The 19,577-nt window shown below is 58.0% G+C and carries 18 protein-coding genes and 5 pseudogenes; 17 read left to right on the forward strand and 6 right to left on the reverse strand.

Annotated features, from left to right (window positions below):
- Positions 1–6 precede the first annotated feature (6 nt).
- Positions 7–99, forward strand: a complete 93-nt coding sequence (locus KIK84_RS14880) for an integrase core domain-containing protein (RefSeq protein ID WP_274754630.1) — start codon at positions 7–9, stop codon at positions 97–99.
- Positions 100–225: 126 nt separating this feature from the next.
- On the opposite strand, the pseudogene KIK84_RS14885 reads toward KIK84_RS14880, so the two are convergent.
- Positions 226–584, reverse strand: a pseudogene (locus tag KIK84_RS14885) (transposase); the annotation flags it as partial.
- Between the two features lie 61 nt (positions 585–645).
- Here KIK84_RS14885 and KIK84_RS14890 point away from each other — a divergent pair.
- Both KIK84_RS14890 and KIK84_RS17010 read left to right on the forward strand, forming a co-directional pair.
- A pseudogene (locus KIK84_RS14890) lies at positions 646–1,098 on the forward strand (transposase); the annotation flags it as partial.
- A 251-nt stretch (positions 1,099–1,349) separates the two neighbouring features.
- Positions 1,350–1,583, forward strand: a pseudogene (locus tag KIK84_RS17010) (integrase core domain-containing protein); the annotation flags it as partial.
- A 148-nt stretch (positions 1,584–1,731) separates the two neighbouring features.
- Here the strand turns inward: KIK84_RS17010 and galE are convergent.
- Complete coding sequence (gene galE, locus KIK84_RS14905; RefSeq protein WP_214123905.1) at positions 1,732–2,748, reverse strand: UDP-glucose 4-epimerase GalE; 1,017 nt, start codon at positions 2,746–2,748, stop codon at positions 1,732–1,734.
- 200 nt (positions 2,749–2,948) lie between these two features.
- Here galE and KIK84_RS14910 point away from each other — a divergent pair.
- Positions 2,949–4,039, forward strand: a pseudogene (locus tag KIK84_RS14910) (IS3 family transposase).
- A 33-nt stretch (positions 4,040–4,072) separates the two neighbouring features.
- On the opposite strand, the pseudogene KIK84_RS16675 reads toward KIK84_RS14910, so the two are convergent.
- From KIK84_RS16675 to KIK84_RS14930, 4 genes and pseudogenes are all read right to left on the reverse strand, one after another.
- A pseudogene (locus KIK84_RS16675) lies at positions 4,073–4,475 on the reverse strand (DDE-type integrase/transposase/recombinase); the annotation flags it as partial.
- Between the two features lie 58 nt (positions 4,476–4,533).
- Positions 4,534–7,122: a bifunctional aconitate hydratase 2/2-methylisocitrate dehydratase gene (gene acnB / locus KIK84_RS14920; RefSeq protein ID WP_214123907.1), complete on the reverse strand. Its 2,589-nt coding sequence runs from the start codon at positions 7,120–7,122 to the stop codon at positions 4,534–4,536.
- 37 nt (positions 7,123–7,159) lie between these two features.
- Positions 7,160–8,206 carry an HpcH/HpaI aldolase/citrate lyase family protein gene (locus KIK84_RS14925; protein ID WP_349815943.1) on the reverse strand — a complete coding sequence of 349 codons (1,047 nt, stop codon included), beginning with the start codon at positions 8,204–8,206 and terminating at the stop codon, positions 7,160–7,162.
- Between the two features lie 25 nt (positions 8,207–8,231).
- The gene (locus KIK84_RS14930; protein ID WP_214123908.1) at positions 8,232–9,218 is read right to left on the reverse strand and encodes a malate dehydrogenase; all 987 of its coding nucleotides are present in this window, start codon (positions 9,216–9,218) and stop codon (positions 8,232–8,234) included.
- Positions 9,219–9,344: 126 nt separating this feature from the next.
- Between KIK84_RS14930 and KIK84_RS14935 the strand changes: the two genes are divergently transcribed.
- The 13 genes from KIK84_RS14935 (at position 9,345) to leuD (ending at position 19,550) form a co-directional block, all read left to right on the forward strand.
- Positions 9,345–10,148, forward strand: coding sequence for a GntR family transcriptional regulator (locus tag KIK84_RS14935; protein WP_214123909.1), 804 nt, complete (start codon positions 9,345–9,347; stop codon positions 10,146–10,148).
- A 73-nt stretch (positions 10,149–10,221) separates the two neighbouring features.
- Positions 10,222–10,665 (forward strand): succinate dehydrogenase, cytochrome b556 subunit, encoded by a 444-nt coding sequence (sdhC, locus tag KIK84_RS14940; RefSeq protein WP_214123910.1) that lies wholly within the window; start codon positions 10,222–10,224, stop codon positions 10,663–10,665.
- A 17-nt stretch (positions 10,666–10,682) separates the two neighbouring features.
- Complete coding sequence (sdhD, locus tag KIK84_RS14945) at positions 10,683–11,048, forward strand: succinate dehydrogenase, hydrophobic membrane anchor protein (RefSeq protein WP_214123911.1); 366 nt, start codon at positions 10,683–10,685, stop codon at positions 11,046–11,048.
- Between the two features lie 36 nt (positions 11,049–11,084).
- Positions 11,085–12,881 (forward strand): succinate dehydrogenase flavoprotein subunit, encoded by a 1,797-nt coding sequence (gene sdhA, locus KIK84_RS14950; protein WP_214123912.1) that lies wholly within the window; start codon positions 11,085–11,087, stop codon positions 12,879–12,881.
- A 28-nt stretch (positions 12,882–12,909) separates the two neighbouring features.
- The gene (locus KIK84_RS14955; protein ID WP_214123913.1) at positions 12,910–13,614 is read left to right on the forward strand and encodes a succinate dehydrogenase iron-sulfur subunit; all 705 of its coding nucleotides are present in this window, start codon (positions 12,910–12,912) and stop codon (positions 13,612–13,614) included.
- 15 nt (positions 13,615–13,629) lie between these two features.
- On the forward strand, positions 13,630–13,911 hold the full coding sequence (locus tag KIK84_RS14960; protein ID WP_214123914.1) for an FAD assembly factor SdhE: 282 nt from the start codon (positions 13,630–13,632) through the stop codon (positions 13,909–13,911).
- 9 nt (positions 13,912–13,920) lie between these two features.
- Positions 13,921–15,231 carry a citrate synthase gene (locus KIK84_RS14965; RefSeq protein WP_214123915.1) on the forward strand — a complete coding sequence of 437 codons (1,311 nt, stop codon included), beginning with the start codon at positions 13,921–13,923 and terminating at the stop codon, positions 15,229–15,231.
- A gap of 102 nt (positions 15,232–15,333) precedes the next feature.
- Positions 15,334–15,831 (forward strand): EamA family transporter, encoded by a 498-nt coding sequence (locus KIK84_RS14970; RefSeq protein ID WP_214123916.1) that lies wholly within the window; start codon positions 15,334–15,336, stop codon positions 15,829–15,831.
- Positions 15,828–16,190 carry an EamA family transporter gene (locus tag KIK84_RS14975; RefSeq protein ID WP_250208029.1) on the forward strand — a complete coding sequence of 121 codons (363 nt, stop codon included), beginning with the start codon at positions 15,828–15,830 and terminating at the stop codon, positions 16,188–16,190. Before KIK84_RS14970 ends, KIK84_RS14975 begins: the two co-directional genes overlap by 4 nt.
- 132 nt (positions 16,191–16,322) lie before the next feature.
- Positions 16,323–17,255: a LysR family transcriptional regulator gene (locus KIK84_RS14980; RefSeq protein ID WP_214123918.1), complete on the forward strand. Its 933-nt coding sequence runs from the start codon at positions 16,323–16,325 to the stop codon at positions 17,253–17,255.
- A gap of 40 nt (positions 17,256–17,295) precedes the next feature.
- On the forward strand, positions 17,296–18,744 hold the full coding sequence (leuC, locus tag KIK84_RS14985) for a 3-isopropylmalate dehydratase large subunit (protein ID WP_214123919.1): 1,449 nt from the start codon (positions 17,296–17,298) through the stop codon (positions 18,742–18,744).
- 27 nt (positions 18,745–18,771) lie between these two features.
- Positions 18,772–18,903, forward strand: a complete 132-nt coding sequence (locus tag KIK84_RS14990) for an entericidin A/B family lipoprotein (protein ID WP_214123920.1) — start codon at positions 18,772–18,774, stop codon at positions 18,901–18,903.
- Positions 18,900–19,550 carry a 3-isopropylmalate dehydratase small subunit gene (leuD, locus tag KIK84_RS14995; RefSeq protein WP_214123921.1) on the forward strand — a complete coding sequence of 217 codons (651 nt, stop codon included), beginning with the start codon at positions 18,900–18,902 and terminating at the stop codon, positions 19,548–19,550. Before KIK84_RS14990 ends, leuD begins: the two co-directional genes overlap by 4 nt.
- The last annotated feature ends 27 nt before the right edge of the window (positions 19,551–19,577 follow it).

The following is a 19,577-nucleotide window of genomic DNA, read 5'->3' on the forward strand; positions in this document are numbered from 1 at the left end:
CGAGTCATTGCAGATTGGATTGGTTTCTACAACCACCGGCGCCCACATCAGGCACTGGGGATGAAAACACCTGCTGAGGCCTACGCATTAGCAGCATGACCTGTGCAGTTTCCGCTGGGTCAATACACGATAGCCAAACCGCCTGCGCTCAAGCGTGGTCTGTCGGATTCTCTCCTCAAGGCTGGCGTTGAGTGCACTGGCCACGGGTGGGTGGCGGTAGCTGTCTCGGGATAGCCCCACAAGGCGGCAGGCGTTGCGTTCTGAGAGGTGGTGCTCCAGCACCATCATGCGCACTGCCTCACGCTTGTCTTGTGGGGCTAACGCTTTACCCCGAAGACGCTCTTGAGCGCATGGATGTCCAAGTGCGCCTCGGCCAGTAGGCGCTTGAGTTTGGCGTTCTCCGATTCAAGTTCGCGCAGGCGCTGGGCGTCCGAGACCTGCATGCCGCCGTACTTGGCACGCCACTTGTAAAACGTGGCCTGACTGAAGCCACCGCTGCGGCACAGCTCGGGGATGACCATGCCCGCTTCGGCTTGGCGCAGAAAACCAATGATTTGCTCTTCGCTGAATCTGCTCTTCTTCATGTCCGTCATTCTCCTGGGTTGACGGACTTCTCTCGTTTACCGTGGTAAGGCTGGCAGGGGGCAGGTCAAAACCTGTCGCGGCCATGGAGTTAGCGAGCCTACCTATTACAAATGGAAAAGCCAGTTCTCGGGCATGACGGTGCCGCACCTGTCACAACTGCGTGAATTGCAGGATGAAAAAGTCCGTCTCAAGCGCATGTACGCTGAGCTAGCCTTGATGCACAACGCCTTAAAGGATGTTGTGTGCGAAGCGCTAGCCAAAGCTCTGACCCCGCAGCGTCGCGAGATGGTTGTCCAATCACTGATGGCCGACCACGGTATGAGCCAGGACCGAGCCTGCAGTGCCAGCGGCATTGCCCGCTCCACGCTGCGCTACCAGCCTGTACCACGCGACGACTGCGGGGTTATCACCTTCATTCAGAACCACATGGCACTGAACCCGCGCCATGGATTTGACCTGCTCTATGACAGCGCCCGCCACCAGAAACAGCTTTGGGGCAAGACAGTGCTGTGACGCGTGTACTGCCGAACCTGCCACGATGCGGCAAGAAGCGCCTGCCTGCACGAATCAAGCAGCCTCTGGAGACAGCGAGCCAGCCGAACCAGGGCTGGAGCTGCGACTTCATGTCCGATGTGCTGTGGTCAGGGCGGCGCTTCAGGACGTTCAACGTCATTGATGAATACAACCGGGAGGGGCTGCGTATTGAAATCGACACAAGCTTGCCAGCAGCGAGAATGATACGTGCATTGAATGAATTGGTCAAAGTACGTGGAGCGCCGCAGTCCATTCGCTAGGACAACGGCCCCGAGTTCATCGCCCATGCATTGTCTAAATGGGCGCAATCCTAGGGCATTGCTCTCAACCATATCCAACCCGGAAAGCCTACGCAGAACGCCTATGTCGAAATATTCAACAAGACCTACCGAACTGAGGTGCTGGACTGCTACGTGTTTGATTCCCTGCAGGAAGTGCGTGATATGACCGAGGTCTGGCTGCACTGATACAACCACCAGCGACCCCATGAGTCGCTGGGCCGTATTCCGCCGATCGAGTACCGTGTGAAACAATTGCCAAACCTCTAGTTCTGACTAGTTCAGGAATTCGAGGGGGCTTCACCGGGGCGATTCAGATTTCAAACCGCTCAGTTTATTCTGCTTTGAAACCATGGGGATTCATGGACTGCCAGCGCCATGTATCACGCATCATTACCTCTAGGTCACGCTTAGCCTTCCAACCCAGTTCACGCTCTGCTTTGCTTGGGTCTGCATAGCAAGTAGCAATATCACCTGGCCGACGCGGAGCCACACGATAAGGCACTGGTCGGCCACTGGCCTTTTCAAAAGCACGCACTGCGTCCAGCACGCCATAGCCCCGCCCTGTCCCCAGATTCCATACGTGGGCACCGATATAGGTATGTAAGGCCTCCAAGGCACACAAATGACCTTCTGCCAAATCCACCACGTGGATGTAGTCGCGCACTCCAGTGCCGTCTGGCGTGGGGTAGTCGTTACCGTACACAGCCAATTCCGGCAGTTTGCCGACAGCCACCTGCGCAATATAAGGCAGCAGATTATTGGGAATATCATTCGGATCTTCGCCGATGAGGCCACTTTCATGGGCACCCACTGGATTAAAGTACCGCAGTATGGCAATACGCCACTGGGAATCGGCCGCCGCTAAGCCCCGCAGTATGTCTTCCACCATCAGTTTGCTGCGACCATAGGGATTGGTGGGCTGGCTAACGGGACAAGTCTCTGCTACGGGCATTTGCGCCTGCTCACCATACACCGTGGCCGATGAGCTAAACACAAAGTTGAACACCCCCGCCTCAGCACATGCCTGCAGCAACACTTGACTGCCGTGGACATTGTTGTCGTAGTAGATCTGCGGTTGCGTCAAGCTTTCGCCTACCGACTTGAGGGCCGCAAAGTGCAGCACGGTATCTATCGCATGGTCTGCCAACAAGCAGTCTAGTAGTACACGGTCACGAATGTCTCCGTGCACAAAGATCGGTGCCCGACCTGCCAGACGCGCAACCCGCGTGAGAGACTCGGCTGTGCTGTTGCAAAGGTTGTCCAACACAAGCACCTCAAAACCGGCTTGCAGCAGAGTAAGTGTCGTGTGAGAACCGATGTAGCCAGCACCGCCAGTGACAAGTATCATCTTTCTATCAGAGAATAATTAAGCAAATTAATTATCACATCCTAGACGATCATATGGCTGTTTCGCAAATAAATGAGGGCGTCATGCCAAGCCTTCATCGCCTGCATAGGGGTTTTGCTCTTAAGTGAGGACTGTGCTGAAGCCCCCTCGAAAACCTGAGCCAGCCGGAAGTAGAGAATTCCAACCAACGCAGTCTCTACATGAAGAAATCCAGATTCAGTGAAAGCCAGATTGTTGCCATCCTCAAGGAGGTCGAACTGGGAGCAAAGGTCGGCGAAACCTGTCGCGGCCATGGAGTTAGCGAGCCTACCTATTACAAATGGAAAAGCCAGTTCTCGGGCATGACGGTGCCGCACCTGTCACAACTGCGTGAATTGCAGGATGAAAAAGCCCGTCTCAAGCGCATGTACGCTGAGCTAGCCTTGATGCACAACGCCTTAAAGGATGTTGTGTGCGAAGCGCTAGCCAAAGCTCTGACCCCGCAGCGTCGCGAGATGGTTGTCCAATCACTGATGGCCGACCACGGTATGAGCCAGGACCGAGCCTGCAGTGCCAGCGGCATTGCCCGCTCCACGCTGCGCTACCAGCCTGTACCACGCGACGACTGCGGGGTTATCACCTTCATTCAGAACCACATGGCACTGAACCCGCGCCATGGATTTGACCTGCTCTATGACAGCGCCCGCCACCAGAAACAGCTTTGGGGCAAGACAGTGCTGTGACGCGTGTACTGCCGAACCTGCCACGATGCGGCAAGAAGCGCCTGCCTGCACGAATCAAGCAGCCTCTGGAGACAGCGAGCCAGCCGAACCAGGGCTGGAGCTGCGACTTCATGTCCGATGTGCTGTGGTCAGGGCGGCGCTTCAGGACGTTCAACGTCATTGATGAATACAACCGGGAGGGGCTGCGTATTGAAATCGACACAAGCTTGCCAGCAGCGAGAATGATACGTGCATTGAATGAATTGGTCAAAGTACGTGGAGCGCCGCAGTCCATTCGCTAGGACAACGGCCCCGAGTTCATCGCCCATGCATTGTCTAAATGGGCGCAATCCTAGGGCATTGCTCTCAACCATATCCAACCCGGAAAGCCTACGCAGAACGCCTATGTCGAAATATTCAACAAGACCTACCGAACTGAGGTGCTGGACTGCTACGTGTTTGATTCCCTGCAGGAAGTGCGTGATATGACCGAGGTCTGGCTGCACTGATACAACCACCAGCGACCCCATGAGTCGCTGGGCCGTATTCCGCCGATCGAGTACCGTGTGAAACAATTGCCAAACCTCTAGTTCTGACTAGTTCAGGAATTCGAGGGGGCTTCAGTTGGTCTTGGGCGTTCGAGACTGTGTCAGGCGGCGCTCAATGCCCAAGACCTGACAAGAGTTGGTCAAACTCATGATTGCCCGTAGCTTGGCGTGCACAGCTTACAAATAGCCTGTTATTAAACTCCTTGCCGTTGTCGGTGAGTATCTTCTATATCCGTATAGAACAAGCCTTGTGCAGAGCATTCAAAAACAAACGTACAGCTTCGGCTATCTCATGGCTTTTGACCTGCACAAACACCCAGCGTGTAGCCTTATCAATGGCCGCAAACAGATAGCGCCTGTTGGTTTCATCTGGCATCTGACGCAGATAGTTCACATCCACGTGCATAAAGCCTGGTTCGTAGCTATTGAAAGCTTGATAGGGGTCTTTAGGCTTGAGGGAGTTGAGGTTATCCATTCCGTCCTCACAACAAAAACGGCCCCGAAGGGCCGTTTTACATGGCTAGCCAAGAAGCAACTCAGGCCACGGTCTTGGCGGTTTCTGCATACTCCTCGATCTGGTCGAAGTTCATGTAGCGGTACACACTGGCCTTGTCGGCGTCGATGATGCCCATTTCCTTGAGGTATTCCTCTTTGGTGGGCAAGCGACCCAAGCGCGATGCGATGGCAGCCAACTCGGCAGACCCTAAGAACACATTGGTGTTCTTACCCAAACGGTTGGGGAAGTTGCGGGTCGAGGTGGATATGACGGTGGCCCCTTCACGCACTTGGGCTTGGTTGCCCATGCACAGGCTGCAACCAGGCATTTCAGTGCGCGCACCAGCGGTGCCGAATGCAGCGTAATGGCCTTCTTTGATCAGCTCACTTTGGTCCATCTTGGTCGGTGGAGCGACCCACAGCTTGACCGGAATGTCACGCTGGCCGCCCAGCAGTTTGGCGGCGGCGCGGAAGTGACCGATGTTGGTCATGCACGAGCCGATGAAGGCCTCGTCGATCTTGGTGCCGGCGACGTCGGACAAGAACTTGGCATCATCCGGATCGTTGGGACAGCAGACGATGGGTTCCTTGATGTCAGCCAAATCGATCTCGATGACGGCTGCGTACTCGGCATCCTTGTCGGCTTCCAGCAGGTCGGGCTTGGCCAACCAGGCTTCCACCTTCTCGATGCGGCGCTGCAAGGTTTTGGCGTCGGCATAACCGTCGGCGATCATGTTCTTCATCAGCACGACGTTGCTGGTGAGGTATTCCTTGATCGGCTCGGGGTTGAGCTTGATCGTGCAGCCTGCAGCAGAACGCTCGGCCGATGCGTCGGACAACTCAAACGCTTGCTCAACCTTCAGGTCTGGCAGACCTTCGATTTCCAAAATACGGCCCGAGAAGATGTTCTTCTTACCCGCTTTGGCCACGGTCAAAAGACCGGCTTTGATGGCGTACAGCGGAATGGCGTGCACCAAGTCGCGCAGTGTCACACCGGGTTGCAAATTACCCTTGAAGCGCACCAAGACCGACTCGGGCATGTCCAGAGGCATCACGCCTGTTGCCGCGCCAAAGGCCACCAAGCCAGAACCGGCGGGGAACGAGATACCGATGGGGAAACGGGTGTGGCTATCGCCACCAGTGCCCACGGTATCGGGCAACAGCAAACGGTTGAGCCAGCTGTGGATCACGCCGTCACCGGGGCGCAGGGCCACGCCGCCACGGTTGGAGATGAAAGCAGGCAGCTCGCGGTGGGTTTTCACATCCACAGGCTTGGGGTAGGCGGCAGTGTGGCAGAAGGACTGCATCACCAAGTCAGCGCTAAAGCCCAAGCAGGCCAAGTCTTTCAACTCGTCACGGGTCATGGGGCCTGTGGTGTCCTGCGAGCCCACGGTGGTCATCTTGGGTTCGCAATACGTGCCGGGGCGAATGCCTTGGCCTTCGGGCATGCCGCACGCACGGCCGACCATTTTTTGTGCCAAGGTGAAACCCTTGCCACTGTCCTTGGGGGCCACAGGCAGGCGGAAAGCGGTAGAGGCTGGCAAGCCCAGGAATTCACGGGCCTTGGCGGTCAACGAACGGCCAATGATCAGGTTGATACGGCCACCAGCGCGCACTTCGTCCAGCAGCACATCGCTCTTGAGCTGGAACTCGGCGATGGTTTGACCGGCTTTGACGACCTTGCCGTCGTAGGGCAACACGTCCACCACATCACCCATTTCGAGCTTGCTCACATCCACTTCAATGGGCAAAGAGCCAGAATCTTCTTGCGTGTTGAAGAAGATGGGCGCGATCTTGCCGCCCAAAGTCACACCGCCAAAGCGCTTGTTGGGCACAAAGGGGATGTCTTGGCCAGTGGCCCAGATCACGCTGTTGGTAGCGGATTTGCGACTGGAACCGGTGCCCACTACGTCACCCACATACGCCACCAAGTGGCCTTTTTTCTTCAGGTCGTCGATGAACTGCATGGGGCCGCGCTTGCCATCTTCCTCGGGCTTGAAAGCCGCGTCGGGACGGGTGTTCTTGAGCATGGCCAAGTAGTGCAGCGGAATGTCGGGACGGCTCCACGCATCGGGTGCGGGAGACAGGTCGTCGGTATTGGTTTCACCGGGGACTTTGAAGACCGTGATGGTGATGCTCTTGGGCACTTCGGGACGGGTGGTGAACCACTCGGCATCGGCCCAGCTTTGAATCACTTCTTGGGCCTTGGCATTGCCTGCCTTGGCCTTGGTGGCCACATCGTTGAAGTAGTCGAACATCAGCAAGGTCTTTTTCAGACCTTCAGCAGCCACAGAGGCCACCTCGGCATCGTCGAGCAGCTCGATCAGGGGGTGCACGTTGTAGCCACCCACCATGGTGCCCAGCAGCTCAGTGGCTTTGGCCTTGGAAACCAAGCCCACCTGAATGTCACCGTGAGCGACAGCAGCCAAGAAGCTGGCTTTGACTTTGGCCGCATCGTCCACACCGGGAGGAACACGATGCGTCAGCAAGTCCAGCAAGAAGGCGTCTTCGCCAGCGGGAGGATTTTTGATCAGTTCGATCAGCTCGGCTACTTGCTTGGCATCCAGCGGCAGCGGTGGAATGCCCAATGCAGCGCGCTCGGCGGCATGTTGGCGGTAGGCTTGCAGCATCATTTTCTCCTTACAAAAAATCGGTCTTCAATCGTTTTTACGCGAAATAACTCTGGGCATGTGCGGGCATCACGCGTCCGCCATGGTGGGCGCGTTGCAGCACATGCCAAAAATAGCGGTAACTGGCCCTGTCATGCAGGCGACCCTGCACGGCAATAGGCGCCCAATCTGCCGCCTGCGCTATGCGCAGCACGTCAGCCGCTTGGGCAATCTCATCGTCACTGGGCGCAAAGGCCTGAACGATGGGTTCTATCTGGTCGGGATGGATGCTCCACATGCGGCTATAGCCCAATGCCCTATGGGCATGGCTGGCAGCGGCACGCAGCACATCGGGACGGCGAAACTCGGTCACCACGCAGTGCGACGGCACCTTGCCATACGCGTGGCAAGCACTGGCAATCTCCAGCTTGGCGCGCAGCACCAGGGGGTGGTGGAATTGATCCAGATCGGTCGAACCCAACCCCGCCACGCCCATGGCCGACTGGGGAATGGCTCCACCGTGGGCCGACACAAAATCCATCAAACCAAAGCTGACCGATTGCACGCGGGGATGGGCGGCAATCTCCCACACATGGCGCACTGCCAGCGGGGACTCGATCAGCACATGCAGGGGCAAAGGCGCTGCCAAAACGGCACCTGCTGCAATCACAGCGGCATCGATATGCGCCACTGCCGTTTGCACGTCGCGCACCGACTCCACCTTGGGCACCATGACGTAGGCCAAGTGCCCGCCTACAGCCCCGACAATGGTCTGTACATCATGGGCAAAGGCCGGGTGATCCAAGGCGTGCACCCGCACACCAATGCGAGGCACTTGCTCAATTGCTACAAATTCAGGAGCAGTCACAGCAGACTGGATAAGCTCTACAACGGTTTTTGCATGCCTAAGCTCATCCCCTACCGGCGCACCATCTTCGCAATCGAGCGTGACATCGAACACGCACACGCCCATGCGGGCCGCCCACTGCGCCTGCAATTGCAGGCTTTTTTCCATGCGCGCCGGAACGCCGCTGTAGTGGTCGCACACCGGCAAGACATGCGAGCCGCCTTGGGCTTGTAGCAGTACGTCTTGCGGATGGGTCACGCCAGCGGCTCCGGGTTGCTAGGGCTTACAGCAAGTGCTTGACGCCGTCTTTTTCGCCTTCGAGCTCAGCCAAAGTCTTGTTGATGCACTCTTGGCTGAAGGCATCGATAGGCAAGCCTTCGACGATTTTGTACTCGCCGTTGGCGCAGGTGACGGGGTAACCAAACATAACTTCCTTGGGAATACCGTATTCGCCATTGGAAGGAATGCCCATAGTGACCCACTTGCCGTTGGTGCCCAAGGCCCAGTCGCGCATGTGGTCGATGGCGGCGTTGGCAGCCGAAGCAGCCGAGGACAGACCACGTGCAGCGATGATGGCGGCGCCACGCTTGCCGACGGTGGGCAAGAAGAAGTCGCGGTTCCAAACGTCGTCGTTGATGGTTTCTTTGACCGACTTGCCGTTCACAGTGGCAAAGCGGTAGTCAGCGTACATGGTGGGAGAGTGGTTGCCCCAGACAGCCAGCTTCTCGATATCGCCCACAGCGCAACCAATCTTGGTGGCGATTTGGGACGCAGCGCGGTTGTGATCCAAACGCAGCATGGCGGTGAAATTCTTGGCTGGCAGATCGGGGGCCGACTTCATGGCGATGTAGGCGTTGGTGTTGGCAGGGTTGCCGACCACCAGCACCTTGACGTTGCGCGAAGCCACGGCATTGAGCGCCTTGCCTTGGGCGGTGAAAATTTGGGCGTTGGCGGCCAACAAGTCAGCACGTTCCATACCGGGACCACGGGGACGGGCGCCGACCAGCAAAGCGTAGTCAGTGTCTTTGAAAGCCGTCATGGGGTCGCTGTGCGCCTCGATGCCAGCCAGCAGCGGGAAAGCGCAGTCTTCCAATTCCATGATCACGCCCTTCAAGGCGTTTTGGGCTTTTTCATCGGGAATCTCGAGCAGTTGCAGGATGACGGGTTGATCCTTGCCCAGCATCTCGCCAGAGGCGATACGGAACAGCAGGGCGTAACCGATTTGACCAGCAGCGCCAGTAACGGCAACACGCACGGGTTTCTTGCTCATGATGAACTCCAATGAATGAGTAGTAGGAATAACAGCGTAGAAGTGTACCTGCGAACGAATAACAGCGTCAATTTATCTTATGTCTGATATAAGATATGATTCCAGTGACCCCTATCCTCTACAGACATGGCCAGCACACCCCCACCCTCCCACAACGCCAGCAACCCTGTTGCTGCAGGGGATGCTTTGCCAGCCAGCAGTGGCTTGGGCACCCCTGCATTCAGCCCTTTGTACCAACAAATCAAGGCGCTACTGTTACAAAGCTTGCAAAGTGGTGAATGGAAACCCAGCACCGCTATCCCGAGCGAAATAGAACTGGCTGGGCGCTACAAAGTCAGCCAAGGAACAGTGCGCAAAGCCATTGATGAACTGGCCGCCGAAAACCTGCTGGTGCGCCGCCAAGGCAAAGGCACATTTGTAGCTACCCATGCCGAGCAGCACGTGCGCTACCGATTTCTGCGCCTGATTGCCAACAATGGCGACACCGAAGGCCCGGCCGAGCGCCGCATCGTGGACTGCAAGCGCCTGCGTGCCAGCACTGAAATAGCCAAGGCACTGGCTATCAAACCCAGCGACAGCGTGCTGCAAATCCGCCGCGTACTCTCTTTTGCCGGACAGCCCACCATTTTGGAAGACGTTTGGCTGCCCGCAGCCCCCTTTAAAGGCCTCACTGCCGAGCGCTTGACCGCCTACCAAGGCGCGATGTACGAACTGTTTGAAAAAGAATTTGGCGTGCACATGGTGCGAGCGGAAGAAAAAATCCGCGCCGTACTGCCCGATGCGGAGCAAGAAAAACTGTTACATATCAACAGCCCAACCCCCTTGCTCAGCGTAGAACGCATCGCCTATACCTACAACGATGCGCCCATGGAATTCCGCCGCGGTCTTTACCTGACTGATACGCACTACTATCGCAACGAATTGAGCTAGCGGCATGCAATAAAATTTTGCCCCGTTGCCATGCGCAATTACCTATCAGTTACATAAACCCTGAAAGTACTTCATGTCCGAAACCACTCTTGCAACCAAGTCTTCCCGACCTGAGTTCCGCAACATCAACGCCCTGAAGGATTTGCCGACTTACCGCTTTCCAGCGGCCAGCATCGTCTCCATCCTGCACCGCATCAGCGGCGTCATCATGTTTGCATTGCTCCCTTTCATCATCTGGATGTTCGACACCTCGGTGTCTTCCGAGATTTCGTTCATGCGCTTTACCAGCCTGTTTGCTGCAGGCGTGGGTTTTGTGCCCGGCTGGTTCTTCAAGCTGGTGGCTTTGGCCATCATCTGGGCTTACCTGCACCACCTGATTGCTGGTTTGCGCCACCTGTACATGGATGCGACCCATTCCGTGAGCAAAGAGTTTGGTCGCTCCTCGGCCATCGTTGTATTGGCCAGTAGCCTGCTGCTTACCGCCTTGCTGGCGCTCAAGCTCTTTGGCGTGTATTAATTCGAAAGGGATTCCCAATGGCTGTTAATTACGGATCCAAGCGCACCGTTGTCGGTGCAGGTTACGGCATGCGCGACTGGTTGGCTCAGCGCGTGACCGCGGTGCTCATGGCCCTCTTTACCGTGCTGGTATTGGCCCAATTGCTGTTTAGCCGTGGCCCTATTGGCTACGACACATGGGCTGGCATCTTCTCCAATCAATTCATGAAGACCGTGACTTTCGCGGTGATCGTCGCCTTGGCCTACCACGTGTGGGTGGGCGTGCGCGATGTCTGGATGGACTATGTCCAGCCTGTGGGCATCCGCTTGGCATTGCACGTGCTGACCATCGTCTGGCTGCTGGGCTGCGCAGGCTGGGGCGTGCAAGTTTTGTGGCGCCTCTGATCCCCTTCACCCGACCCATTTACGGACACATCTCTCATGTCGCAAAAAATCTCCAAACGCAAATTTGACGTCGTGATCGTCGGTGCCGGTGGCTCAGGCATGCGCGCCTCGCTGCAACTGGCACGCGCTGGTCTGAACGTCGCCGTTCTCTCCAAAGTATTCCCCACCCGCTCCCACACCGTGGCTGCGCAAGGTGGCGTGTCGGCATCTTTGGGCAACATGTCCGAAGACAGCTGGGAATACCACTTCTATGACACCGTCAAGGGCTCCGACTGGCTGGGCGACCAAGACGCCATCGAATTCATGTGCCGCGAAGCACCCAAGGTGGTGTACGAGCTGGAGCACATGGGCATGCCGTTTGACCGCAACCCTGACGGCACCATTTACCAGCGTCCGTTCGGCGGCCATACCGCCAACTACGGCGAAAAACCCGTGCAACGCGCTTGCGCAGCCGCTGACCGCACGGGCCACGCCATGCTGCACACGCTGTACCAAGCCAACGTATCGGCCCGCACCTCGTTCTTGGTGGAATGGATGGCGCTGGATCTGATCCGCAACCCTGCAGGCGATGTAGTGGGCGTGACCGCGCTGGAAATGGAAACCGGCGACGTCTACGTGCTGCAAGCCAAGACCGTGCTGCTGGCCACTGGCGGCGCAGGCCGCATCTACCAATCGTCCACCAACGCCTTCATCAACACCGGTGACGGCTTGGGCATGGCTGCCCGCGCAGGCATCCCGCTGCAAGACATGGAATTCTGGCAATTCCACCCCACTGGCGTGGCCGGTGCTGGCGTGTTGCTGACCGAAGGTTGCCGTGGCGAAGGCGCGATTTTGCTCAACAGCAACGGCGAGCGCTTCATGGAACGCTATGCCCCCACACTGAAGGATTTGGCACCGCGCGACTTCGTATCCCGCTGCATGGGCCAAGAAATCTTGGAAGGCCGTGGCTGTGGCCCCAATAAAGACTACATCCACATGAAGCTGGATCACTTGGGTGCCGAAACCATCCACAAGCGCCTGCCCTCGGTCTACGAAATCGGCATCAACTTTGCCAACGTCGACATCACCAAGCAGCCTATTCCCGTGGTGCCCACCATCCACTACCAAATGGGCGGTATTCCGACCAACATCAATGGCCAAGTGGTTGAGCGCTCGGGTGGCGAAGACAAGCCCATCAATGGCCTGTATGCCGTGGGCGAGTGCTCCTGCGTGTCGGTGCACGGTGCCAACCGTTTGGGCACCAACTCCTTGCTGGACTTGCTGGTGTTCGGCAAAGCCGCTGGCAACCACATCGTGGCCAACGTCAAGCCTAGCCAAGAACACCAAGACTTGCCCGCCAACGCGGCCGACTTCACCCTGTCACGCTTGGCCCGTTTGGACAACTGCAAAAACGGCGAGTACGCGCAAGACGTGGCCAACGACATGCGTGCAGCAATGCAAGTTCACGCAGGCGTGTTCCGCAGCCAAGAGTCTATGGATGAAGGCGTCAAGAAGATCGCCGCCCTGCGCGAGCGCGTGGCCAATATCGGGCTGAAAGACAACTCCAAGGTGTTCAACACCGCGCGCATTGAAGCGCTGGAAGTAGAAAACCTGATGGAAGTGGCACAAGCCACCATGGAAAGTGCCGCAGCCCGTACCGAATGCCGTGGTGCCCACTTGGTGCGCGACTACGAACACGACATCAACCACGCCACCTGCCCACTGGGTCGTAACGATGCTGAATGGATGAAGCACACCCTCTGGTACTCCGAAGGCAACCGCCTGGACTACAAGCCCGTGCGCAGCAAGCCTCTGACCGCAGAGACTGTTCCACCCAAGCCCCGCACATTCTGATCGCAGCGCGACGCAAAGGATTTACAAAATGGAAAAACGTACCTTCCACATCTACCGCTACGACCCCGATAAGGACGCCAAGCCCTACATGCAAACCATCGAGTTGGAGCTCGAAGGCAACGAACGCATGCTGCTGGACGCACTGATCAAACTCAAGGCTGTAGACCCCACCTTGTCGTATCGCCGCTCCTGCCGTGAAGGCGTGTGCGGATCGGACGCCATGAACATCAACGGCAAGAACGGTCTGGCCTGCTTGACCAACTTGCGCACGCTCAAGGGTGATATCACCCTCAAGCCACTACCAGGCCTGCCCGTGGTGCGCGACTTGATCGTGGACATGACCCAGTTCTTCAAGCAGTACCACTCGATCAAGCCCTACCTGATCAACCAGACTCCTGCGCCCCAGAAAGAGCGTCTGCAGTCCCCCGAAGAGCGCGACGAGCTCAACGGCCTGTATGAGTGCATCTTGTGCGCTAGCTGCTCTACCAGCTGCCCTAGCTTCTGGTGGAACCCCGACAAGTTCGTCGGCCCGGCTGGTTTGTTGCAAGCCTATCGCTTCATTGCCGATAGCCGCGACGACGCCACCGGTGAGCGCTTGGACAATCTGGAAGACCCCTACCGCTTGTTCCGCTGCCACACCATCATGAACTGCGTTGACGTATGTCCCAAGGGGCTCAACCCCACCAAGGCCATCGGCAAAATCAAGGAACTGATGGTGCGTCGCGCCATCTAACAAAGGCTACGCGATATGACTGCTGTGCTGGATGAGCAAGACATCAATAGGCTGCGCTGGCGCTGCCGCCGCGGCTTATTGGAGAACGACATCTTCATTGAGCGTTTTTTTGCCAACCATGCACAGCAGCTCACTCGCCCACAGGCCGATGCCCTGCTGGCACTGATGGAGCTTAGTGACAACGACCTGCTGGACTTGCACCTGGAACGCAAAGCCCTGCAGGACGTGGCCCCGCAGCTAGATCACTCCGACGTCCGAGATGTTCTAACAAAGTTGAGACAACCACTTCTAACCTGAAAGGCACCTATGAAACTCGCTGACAACAAAGCCACCCTGTCATTTAGCAACGGAAGCCCCAGTGTCGAATTGCCGGTGTACCAAGGCAATATCGGCCCCGACGTGATCGACATCCGTAAGCTTTATGCCCAGACAGGCATGTTCACTTACGACCCTGGCTTCTTGTCCACAGCGTCGTGCCAATCGGCCATCACCTACATCGACGGCGACAAGGGCGAGTTGCTCTACCGTGGCTATCCCATCGAGCAACTGGCGACCCAGTGTGACTTCATGGAAACCTGTTACTTGCTGCTCAAAGGCGAGTTGCCCAACGCCACCCAAAAAACCGAATTCACCAAGACCGTGACCATGCACACCATGGTCAACGAGCAAATGCAGTTCTTCCTGCGTGGTTTCCGCCGCGATGCCCACCCCATGGCCGTGTTGACCGGCCTGATCGGTGCCATGTCGGCCTTCTACCACGACAGCACGGACATCAACAACGCCGAACACCGTGAGATCGCTGCTATCCGCCTGATCGCCAAGCTGCCCACCTTGGTAGCCATGGCGTACAAGTACGGCATTGGCCAGCCTTACATGTACCCCCGCAACGACTTGTCCTACTCGGGCAACTTCTTGCGCATGATGTTTGGCACACCGTGCGAAGACTACAAGGTCAACCCCGTGATTGAGCGTGCGATCGACCGCATCTTCATCTTGCACGCAGACCACGAGCAAAACGCCTCTACCTCCACCGTGCGTTTGTGCGGCTCTTCTGGCACCAACCCGTTTGCCGCTATCGCCGCTGGCGTGGCTTGCTTGTGGGGCCCTGCCCACGGCGGTGCCAACGAAGCCTGCCTGAACATGCTGGAAGAAATCCAAGCCATGGGTGGTGTAGCCAAGGTGGGCGAATTCATGGAAAAGGTCAAGGACAAGAACTCCGGCGTCAAGCTCATGGGCTTTGGTCACCGCGTGTACAAGAACTACGACCCCCGCGCCAAGCTGATGCAAGAAACTTGCAACGAAGTGCTGGCCGCTCTGGGCTTGGAAAAAGACCCACTGTTCGCATTGGCCAAGCAGCTGGAAAAGATCGCGCTGGAAGACGACTACTTCGTCCAACGCAAGCTCTACCCCAACGTAGACTTCTACTCCGGCATCGTGCAACGCGCCATTGGCATCCCTGTAAACCTGTTCACCGGTATCTTTGCCTTGGCCCGTACCGTGGGTTGGATTGCCCAACTCAACGAAATGATTGCCGACCCCGAGTACAAGATTGGCCGTCCACGCCAGCTGTTCGTGGGCTCCGTCAAACGCGACGTCACCCCCATCGGCAAGCGCTAATCCAGCGCGCCATCGGCTCCCAGCCCCACTGCCTCGGCACTGGGGCTTTTTTATTCCACACTCCCCCAATCCGTGCATTCAGACCCTTCCTTGCGCCCCGTCATGGTCGCTGCCATGGGCGTAGCCCTGTTCTCGGCACTCGATGCCATGATGAAAGCCATCGCCAGTACCTATCCCCTGGCGCAGTCCACTGGCATGCGCTACTGGGCTGGGGCCTTGGTGGCTGCAATGTTCTACCGTTGGACCAGCAAAGAGTGGCCCAGCCAACAAGCGCTGGTGCGCAGCATCCCCCGCGCCATCGTCAACCTGATGGCGGGGACAAGTTTCTTTCTAGCGGTCTCTCGCCTGCCCTTGGTCGATACGATTGCCTTGACCTTTTTATCGCCCCTGTTTTTGGCTGCGTGGGGGCGGATTTTTCTGCACGAACACTTGCACCCCCAAGCGTTACTGGCCATGCTGGTGGGCTTGGTCGGCGTGGGCGTGGTGGCGTATGGACAGGGTGCTGGGCAAGGGGCCATCCAAGGGCAGCCACTCGACCTGCTGGGCCTAGGTGCGGCGATTGCCACGGCGGCCCTGTACGCCCCCTTTCCTTGGTCATGACCCGGGGTCACAGCAGCCAAGACTCTTTGGGCACCTTGGTGCTATTGCCTTACCTAGTAGGGGCACTCCTGACCACGCCTACTATGCTGCTGGCGTGGCAACCCGTCCCGCTGGAGCACGTGGCACTGTTGGTCGGTATAGGCGTAGTGGGCACTGCAGGCTTTGCATGCATGGCATGGGCATACTCCAACGCGCACGTCAACCGCTTGGGCTTGCTGGACTACACCGGTTTGGTGTGGGCTTTGGTCTGGGGCTATTGCTTTTTCGCAGAACTGCCATCCCTCTGGACACTGGCTGGTGCAGCCTTGATCATGGCAGCTTGCGCCTCCACCCTGAACCTTGCCAAAACCACCGATTGAGCAGCAGACTGGCCCACCACCAAGCCACGGCCTACTAGCCACGACTGGAAAATAACGAAGAAAGCCATCGTCAAATGCGAATGCAAAATCCATCACTTAGTTGGAAAATAGCAAAATACATCGCCATTTACGATGACTACGACCCGCAACCTCAGCCGCCATCTGGATCTCACGACGCTGCAGCTCTTTGCTGCCGTGTGTGAGCTGGGCAGCATTGGCAAAGCGGCGGAGCGGGAGCTGATCGCCCCGTCGGCCCTGAGCAAGCGGCTCAGCGATTTAGAGGCCACGCTGGGCACCCCGTTGCTGGAACGCCATTCACGTGGCGTGCACCCTACCCCTGCCGGGCACAACCTGCTGCACCACGCCCGCAGCATGCTCTTTAGCCTAGAGCGCATGCAAGCCGAACTGAGCGAGTACGCCCATGGCGTGCGCGGCCAGGTGCGGGTGCATGCCAGCATTTCGGCCACGGTGCAGTTCTTGCCCGAAGACTTGGGCACTTTTGTGCAGGTGCACCAAGGCATCAAGATCGATTTGGAAGAACACCTGAGCAGCGAAGTCCTGCGCGCCGTGCAAGAAGGGGCAGCCGACTTTGGCGTGTGCAACACCGCCGACGGCGTGGGCGAGCTGCAAACCCGCCCCTACCGCCAAGACCAGTTGGTGCTGATTGCCCCCAGCGCACACCCGTTGGCGCAACAAGAGCGCATCGCCTTTGCCGAGGCACTGGCGTACGACCACGTGGGCTTGCACTCCAACAGCTCCATCTACCTGGCCATGCGCCAAGCCGCCACCGCCTTGGGCCAGACCATCAAACTGCGCATCCAAGTCACGGGCTTGGATGCCATGTGCCGCATGATCCACAACGGCTTAGGTCTAGGCGTGATGCCCCTGCAAGCCTTTACCCTCATGCACAGCACCAGCGACCTGCGCGCCATAGCCCTGACAGACAGCTGGGCGACCCGCCGCATCGACCTCGTCGCCCGCGACTTCCATACCCTGCCGCGCTCGGCGCGTTTGCTGGTGGAACATTTGACCGCCATGACGCCTCCAAGCAGCAGCAGGGGGTAACACCCGCCTCTCCTACAATCGATTTGCAACAAGGAAAACCATGGGACGCACCCTCTACGACAAACTCTGGGACGAACACGTCGTCCACACCGAGGAAGATGGCACCGCCATCCTCTACATCGACCGCCATTTGGTGCACGAAGTCACCAGCCCGCAGGCTTTTGAAGGCCTGCGCCAAGCCGGTCGCAAGGTCTGGCGCGTCAGTTCCATCGTCGCCACGGCTGACCACAACACCCCCACCACGGGCTGGGAACAGGGCTACGACGGCATTGCCGACCCCATCAGCAAAGAGCAGATCACCACACTGGACAGCAACATCGCCGAGTTCGGCGCGGCGGCTTTCTTCCCCTTCATGAGCAAGCGCCAAGGCATCGTGCACGTGATGGGCCCAGAAAACGGTGCCACCCTGCCCGGCATGACCGTGGTCTGCGGCGACAGCCACACCAGCACCCACGGTGCATTTGGTGCGCTGGCACACGGTATTGGAACCAGCGAGGTGGAACACGTCATGGCCACCCAAACCCTGCTGGCCAAAAAAGCCAAGAACATGCTCGTCAAGGTGGAAGGCCAATGCGCCCCCGGCGTGACGGCCAAGGACATCGTGCTGGCCATCATCGGCAAGATCGGCACCGCAGGCGGTACGGGCTACACCATTGAGTTTGCTGGTTCGGCCATCCGCGCCCTGTCCATGGAAGGCCGCATGACGGTGTGCAACATGGCCATCGAAGCCGGTGCCCGTGCGGGCTTGGTGGCCGTGGATGACAAGACCATCGACTATGTAAAAGGCCGCCCCTTGGCCCCCGGCTACAACGCACCCAGCGCAGAGGCCGCCGCACTGGAATGGGAGCAAGCCGTGGCCCACTGGCGCACCCTGCACTCTGACGCAGACGCCCACTTTGATGCCGTAGTGGAACTGCGCGCCGAGGACATCGTGCCGCAAGTCACTTGGGGCACATCGCCCGAGATGGTGCTGGGCGTCGATGGCCGAGTGCCCGACCCCGACAAAGAGAAAGACCCCGTCAAACGCGGTGCCATGGAGCGCGCCCTGCAGTACATGGGCTTGGAACCGGGCAAAGCGCTGAACGACATTTTTGTGGACAAAGTGTTCATCGGCTCGTGCACCAACAGCCGCATCGAAGACATCCGCGAAGCCGCTGCCGTGGTGCAAAAGCTGGGCCAACGCGTGGCAGGCAACGTCAAGCAAGCGCTGGTGGTACCTGGCTCCGGTTTGGTCAAAGAGCAAGCCGAGCGCGAAGGCTTGGACGCCATCTTCAAGGCCGCTGGTTTTGAATGGCGCGAACCCGGCTGCTCCATGTGCTTGGCCATGAACGCCGACCGCTTGGACAGTGGCGAGCGCTGCGCATCGACCAGCAACCGCAACTTTGAAGGCCGCCAAGGCGCGGGTGGTCGCACCCACTTGGTCAGCCCCGCCATGGCCGCAGCCGCTGCCATCCACGGGCATTTTGTGGATATCCGTCGTTTCGCCTGAATGGGCTTTAAGCACTAGGAGTTTGGTATGAAATCCCTGTTGACTGTCGTATGCGCTGCAGCCCTGCTGGCTTTGGCTGGCTGCAACACCATGAAAGGCATGGGCCAAGACATCCAAAAGGCCGGCGAAAAAATAGAAAACGCAGCGAGCAAGAAATGAAACAATTCACCGTAGAAAAGGGGCTTGTCGCCCCCATGGATCGGGAAAACGTCGATACCGACGCCATCATCCCCAAGCAGTTCCTCAAATCCATCCGCAAGACCGGCTTTGGCCCCAACTTGTTTGACGAATGGCGCTACTTGGACGCGGGCTACCCCGGCCAAGACCCCGCCTCGCGCCGTCCCAACCCGGACTTTGTGCTCAATCAGCCGCGCTACCAAGGTGCCAGCATTTTGCTGGCGCGCCAAAACTTTGGCTGCGGCTCCAGCCGCGAGCACGCCCCCTGGGCGCTGGACCAGTACGGCTTTCGCGCCATCATCGCGCCCAGCTTTGCCGACATTTTCTTTAACAACTGCTTCAAGAACGGCCTGCTGCCCATCGTGCTGAGCGAGACACAGGTGGACGCGCTGTTCAACGAATGCGCCGCCTTCCCCGGCTACCAGTTGACGATCGACTTGGAGCGCCAGCTCATCGTCAAGCCGTCCGGCGACAGCATCCCGTTTGAGGTGCAAGAGTTCCGCAAATACTGCTTGCTCAATGGCTTTGACGACATTGGCCTGACCCTGCGCCAAGCCGACAAGATCAAAGCATTCGAAGCCCAACGTTTGGCACAAAAACCCTGGCTAGCCCGCACCATGCAAGCTTGACAAGCTATCAAAACCATAGCAAACACA

Source organism: Curvibacter sp. CHRR-16 (genome assembly GCF_018474005.1).
Lineage (GTDB): Bacteria > Pseudomonadota > Gammaproteobacteria > Burkholderiales > Burkholderiaceae_C > Allorhodoferax.

What these genes read in the sequence shown, in the direction of transcription:
- galE (WP_214123905.1), bottom strand. Translation starts at nt 2,748, where the DNA reads ATGATACTTGTCACTGGCGGTGCTGGCTACATCGGTTCTCACACGACA.
- acnB (WP_214123907.1), bottom strand. Translation starts at nt 7,122, where the DNA reads ATGCTGCAAGCCTACCGCCAACATGCCGCCGAGCGCGCTGCATTGGGC.
- KIK84_RS14930 (WP_214123908.1), bottom strand. Translation starts at nt 9,218, where the DNA reads ATGAGCAAGAAACCCGTGCGTGTTGCCGTTACTGGCGCTGCTGGTCAA.
- KIK84_RS14935 (WP_214123909.1), top strand. Translation starts at nt 9,345, where the DNA reads ATGGCCAGCACACCCCCACCCTCCCACAACGCCAGCAACCCTGTTGCT.
- sdhC (WP_214123910.1), top strand. Translation starts at nt 10,222, where the DNA reads ATGTCCGAAACCACTCTTGCAACCAAGTCTTCCCGACCTGAGTTCCGC.
- sdhD (WP_214123911.1), top strand. Translation starts at nt 10,683, where the DNA reads ATGGCTGTTAATTACGGATCCAAGCGCACCGTTGTCGGTGCAGGTTAC.
- sdhA (WP_214123912.1), top strand. Translation starts at nt 11,085, where the DNA reads ATGTCGCAAAAAATCTCCAAACGCAAATTTGACGTCGTGATCGTCGGT.
- KIK84_RS14955 (WP_214123913.1), top strand. Translation starts at nt 12,910, where the DNA reads ATGGAAAAACGTACCTTCCACATCTACCGCTACGACCCCGATAAGGAC.
- KIK84_RS14960 (WP_214123914.1), top strand. Translation starts at nt 13,630, where the DNA reads ATGACTGCTGTGCTGGATGAGCAAGACATCAATAGGCTGCGCTGGCGC.
- KIK84_RS14965 (WP_214123915.1), top strand. Translation starts at nt 13,921, where the DNA reads ATGAAACTCGCTGACAACAAAGCCACCCTGTCATTTAGCAACGGAAGC.
- KIK84_RS14970 (WP_214123916.1), top strand. Translation starts at nt 15,334, where the DNA reads ATGGTCGCTGCCATGGGCGTAGCCCTGTTCTCGGCACTCGATGCCATG.
- KIK84_RS14975 (WP_250208029.1), top strand. Translation starts at nt 15,828, where the DNA reads ATGACCCGGGGTCACAGCAGCCAAGACTCTTTGGGCACCTTGGTGCTA.
- KIK84_RS14980 (WP_214123918.1), top strand. Translation starts at nt 16,323, where the DNA reads ATGACTACGACCCGCAACCTCAGCCGCCATCTGGATCTCACGACGCTG.
- leuC (WP_214123919.1), top strand. Translation starts at nt 17,296, where the DNA reads ATGGGACGCACCCTCTACGACAAACTCTGGGACGAACACGTCGTCCAC.
- KIK84_RS14990 (WP_214123920.1), top strand. Translation starts at nt 18,772, where the DNA reads ATGAAATCCCTGTTGACTGTCGTATGCGCTGCAGCCCTGCTGGCTTTG.
- leuD (WP_214123921.1), top strand. Translation starts at nt 18,900, where the DNA reads ATGAAACAATTCACCGTAGAAAAGGGGCTTGTCGCCCCCATGGATCGG.